The sequence below is a fragment of the Kitasatospora sp. NPDC001225 genome (assembly GCF_053597855.1).
In genome coordinates this window covers 1-2,883 of record NZ_JBSFJC010000327.1, presented here as the reverse complement: position 1 = coordinate 2,883, position 2,883 = coordinate 1, and the positions used below count along the sequence as shown (strand labels likewise).

Sequence of the window (2,883 nt, the reverse complement as noted above, 5' to 3'; positions counted from 1 at the left end):
AGGACCTGGTCCGGCGTGGATACGACCTGCTGTCCGCGCGTTACGAACGCGCGTTCAACAGCGAGACGAAGTACGGATCGTGGATCGAGGAGTTGCTCGGGCGGCTCCCGGAAGCGGGCACGGTCCTGGACGTGGGATGCGGGACCGGAGTCCCCGTGGCCCGCTCCCTCGCCGCGACAGGGCGCCGTGTCACGGGCGTCGACATCAGCGACGTCCAGATCCGGCGGGCACGGGAGCTGGTGCCGGAGGCCGAGTTCATCCGAGCGGACGCCACGACCCTGGCGTTCCCGCCGGGGACCTTCGACGCCGTGGTCTGCCTGTACGCGCTGATCCACATTCCGGTCGGGGAGCAGCCGGCCCTGCTGGGGCGGATCGCCTCGTGGCTGCGGCCGGGAGGCTGGCTCCTCGTCACCACCGGGCACCAGGCCTGGACCGGCACCGACGAGAACTGGCTCGGCGGCGGGGCCGCGATGTGGTGGAGTCACGCGGACGCGGCGACCAACCGGTCCTGGCTGCTGTGCGCCGGCCTGGAGGTGGCGCACGAGGAGTTCGTCCCCGAGGGCGACAACGGCCACGTCCTGTTCTGGGTGCGGCGGCCCGTGAGCTGACGGGCCGTGCGGGGCCGTGGCCGAGCGGAGCGGTCGCGGGACGTACGCCGCCCACAACCACGGCGGGCCCTCTGCTGATAGGTTCCAGCGATGAGCGAGCAACTACCCGACGGCGGCGTCGAACTGTCCCCCGACGAGATCGAGGCCCTCCCCGCCAGGTGGTCGTCCTGCTGGACTCCGGGTGAGGTCGCGCAGCGGTTGGCCGGGATCGGCACGCCCTGGTACGTGGCCGCGGGGTGGGCGCTGGACCTGTTCCGCGGCAGGCGGACGCGCGCCCACGGGGACATCGAGATCGGGATTCCGGCCGCGGGCTTCCCCGAGGTCCGCGACCGCTTCCCCGGGTACGCCTTCGACGCGGCGGGCAGCGGCCGGATCTGGGCGGACGCCGCGCCGGAGGTACTGGCCGCCGTCCACCAGACCTGGCTCCGCGATCCGGCCACCGGCGACTACCTGCTCGACGTGTTCCGCGAACCGCACGACAGCGACACCTGGATCTGCCGGCGCGACGAGACGATCCGGCTCCCCTACCGCGAGATCATCCACCACACCCGGGACGGCATCCCGTACCTGGCCCCCGAACTGGTCCTGCTGTTCAAGGCCAAGCACGTCCGGGACAAGGACCAGTCGGACTTCGACGCGACCGTCCCGTACCTGACCCCGGCTCAACGCGAGACCCTGACCGGCCTGCTCGCCCGCGTACACCCGGGGCACCCCTGGCTCGCGGACCTGTAGCCGCCTTCACTGGGCCCCCGTGTCAACTGCCGCCGGTCACTGAGCGGCGGCGCGGCTCTGCCTGAGGTGGATCTCGACGGAGCGGCACAGGCTCAGCGCGTCGTGCGGGTCGTCGGCCCGGTAGCCGAACCGGCGGATGAGCAGCACCGAGTCGAGGGTGACGCCTGCGCGGGCCAGCACGAACAGCAGGGTGAGCAGGGCGGCGCGGGCGTTGCCGTCGTCGAACGGGTGGAAGAAGCAGACATCCAGGTAGACCCGGGCCGCCCTCGCGGCCAGCGGGATCCGGCCGTCGGCGGCCTGCGCCAGGCAGGCGTCGAGGCGGGCGCGGGTGTCGGGGCCGATCCCGTAGCGCTCCTCGCCGCCTTTGGCGAAGGCGGGGCGGGTGCGCAGCGGCGGCGGCTCGGGGGTGCCCAGCACGTGCTGCTGCCAGCCGCGCAGCAGCTCGAAGTCGAGCACGGCACCACGCGCCGCGTCGGCCCGCACCAGCTCCAGTGCGGTGAGCAGGCCGGCGGCTCGGGCGGCGTCCACGGCGGCGTCGAAGAAGCGGAAGTCCTCCGCCGCTCCGTCGCGGGCGGGGGTCACCGGCCCGCTGTCCGTGCCGTCCTCGCCGTCGGCGCCGTCCGACCACGGCACGCTCTCGCGCACGGCGAGCCAGCGTTCCAGGTGGTCCGGGAGCTCGCCCGGGTCCGGCGACCAGTAAATGTCCTGCGGACGCAGTGGGCCGACGAGTCGCTCCGCGACCTCATCGGCCAGGACGGTGTCGGGTGCGGTCCAGCTCTTGAACCGGCCGCCGACCGCCTGTCGAACCAGTCGCTCGGCCGGCTCAGGGGCGACGCCCCAGTAGCCGAGGAACCACTCCAGGACCTGCCGGCAGTGCCCGTACCAGCCGCTCTCGGCGCCCGTCCGGTCGGCCACCTGCAGGATCAGGTTGCGGGCGGCGCGCTCCCACAGGATCCGGTCCGCGTCCAGGGTCTCCGGGTCCAGGGGGTAGGCCTCGAACCACTCCGCGAGCCGCTCCAGCCAGTCACGCCACTCGCACAGCGCCGCCACGACCCGGTCGAGGGTCTGCTCCGGGGTGGTGATCGAGTGCGATCCGCAGCACCAGTTCCCGACCGGCCCGCCGTCGACGTCCCCCTCGCCGAGCGACCAGCGCCACCCGGCCGCCCAGCGGCCGTAGCGCTCCATCAGCACGTGCGTCATGGCGTCGGACCAGGGTTTGGCCACCTCCCAGGCCCAGTTGACCCTGGTCAGATCGATGGCCGGGTCAAGCCGGGAGGGCACCCGCCGCGCCGGCCCGAGGGAACGGATCACCCCCGCCACCGAGGCTGGGTCGAAGGGGTGGTCGGCGGGGTCGACGTCGTCCCAGGTCAGGTCTGTGGGGTGGAGCGTGTTGAGCACCGGGTCAGGGTGCCACGGGGCCCGGGGGCGCGAGCAACACCTTTTCCGGCAGTCCACAGGGCAGGGCACCACGCTCGTCGCCGCTGCTCGCCCTGACCGTCACCCGTCTGACTGCGGAACGCCGGTGGGTCCGCACAGATCGGAA

At 73.1% G+C, this 2,883-nt stretch carries 3 protein-coding genes; 2 read left to right on the top strand and 1 reads right to left on the bottom strand.

Annotation, left to right across the window (positions count from 1 at the left end; translation table 11 throughout):
- On the top strand, positions 1-608 hold a 608-nt coding region (locus ACWDCZ_RS39950; protein WP_449818542.1), incomplete at its 5' end, for a class I SAM-dependent methyltransferase.
- 90 nt (positions 609-698) lie between these two features.
- A complete protein-coding gene (locus tag ACWDCZ_RS39945) occupies positions 699-1,340 on the top strand; it encodes a nucleotidyltransferase domain-containing protein (RefSeq protein WP_449818541.1) in 642 nt (213 codons plus the stop codon).
- Between the two features lie 36 nt (positions 1,341-1,376).
- Here the strand turns inward: ACWDCZ_RS39945 and ACWDCZ_RS39940 are convergent, their stop codons facing one another.
- On the bottom strand, positions 1,377-2,738 hold the full coding sequence (locus tag ACWDCZ_RS39940; RefSeq protein ID WP_449818540.1) for a Fic family protein: 1,362 nt from the start codon (positions 2,736-2,738) through the stop codon (positions 1,377-1,379).
- Between the last annotated feature and the right edge of the window lie 145 nt (positions 2,739-2,883).

Bases quoted from the DNA above. Each gene is read 5' to 3' on its own strand.
- ACWDCZ_RS39945 (WP_449818541.1), top strand. From the start codon at position 699: ATGAGCGAGCAACTACCCGACGGCGGCGTCGAACTGTCCCCCGACGAG.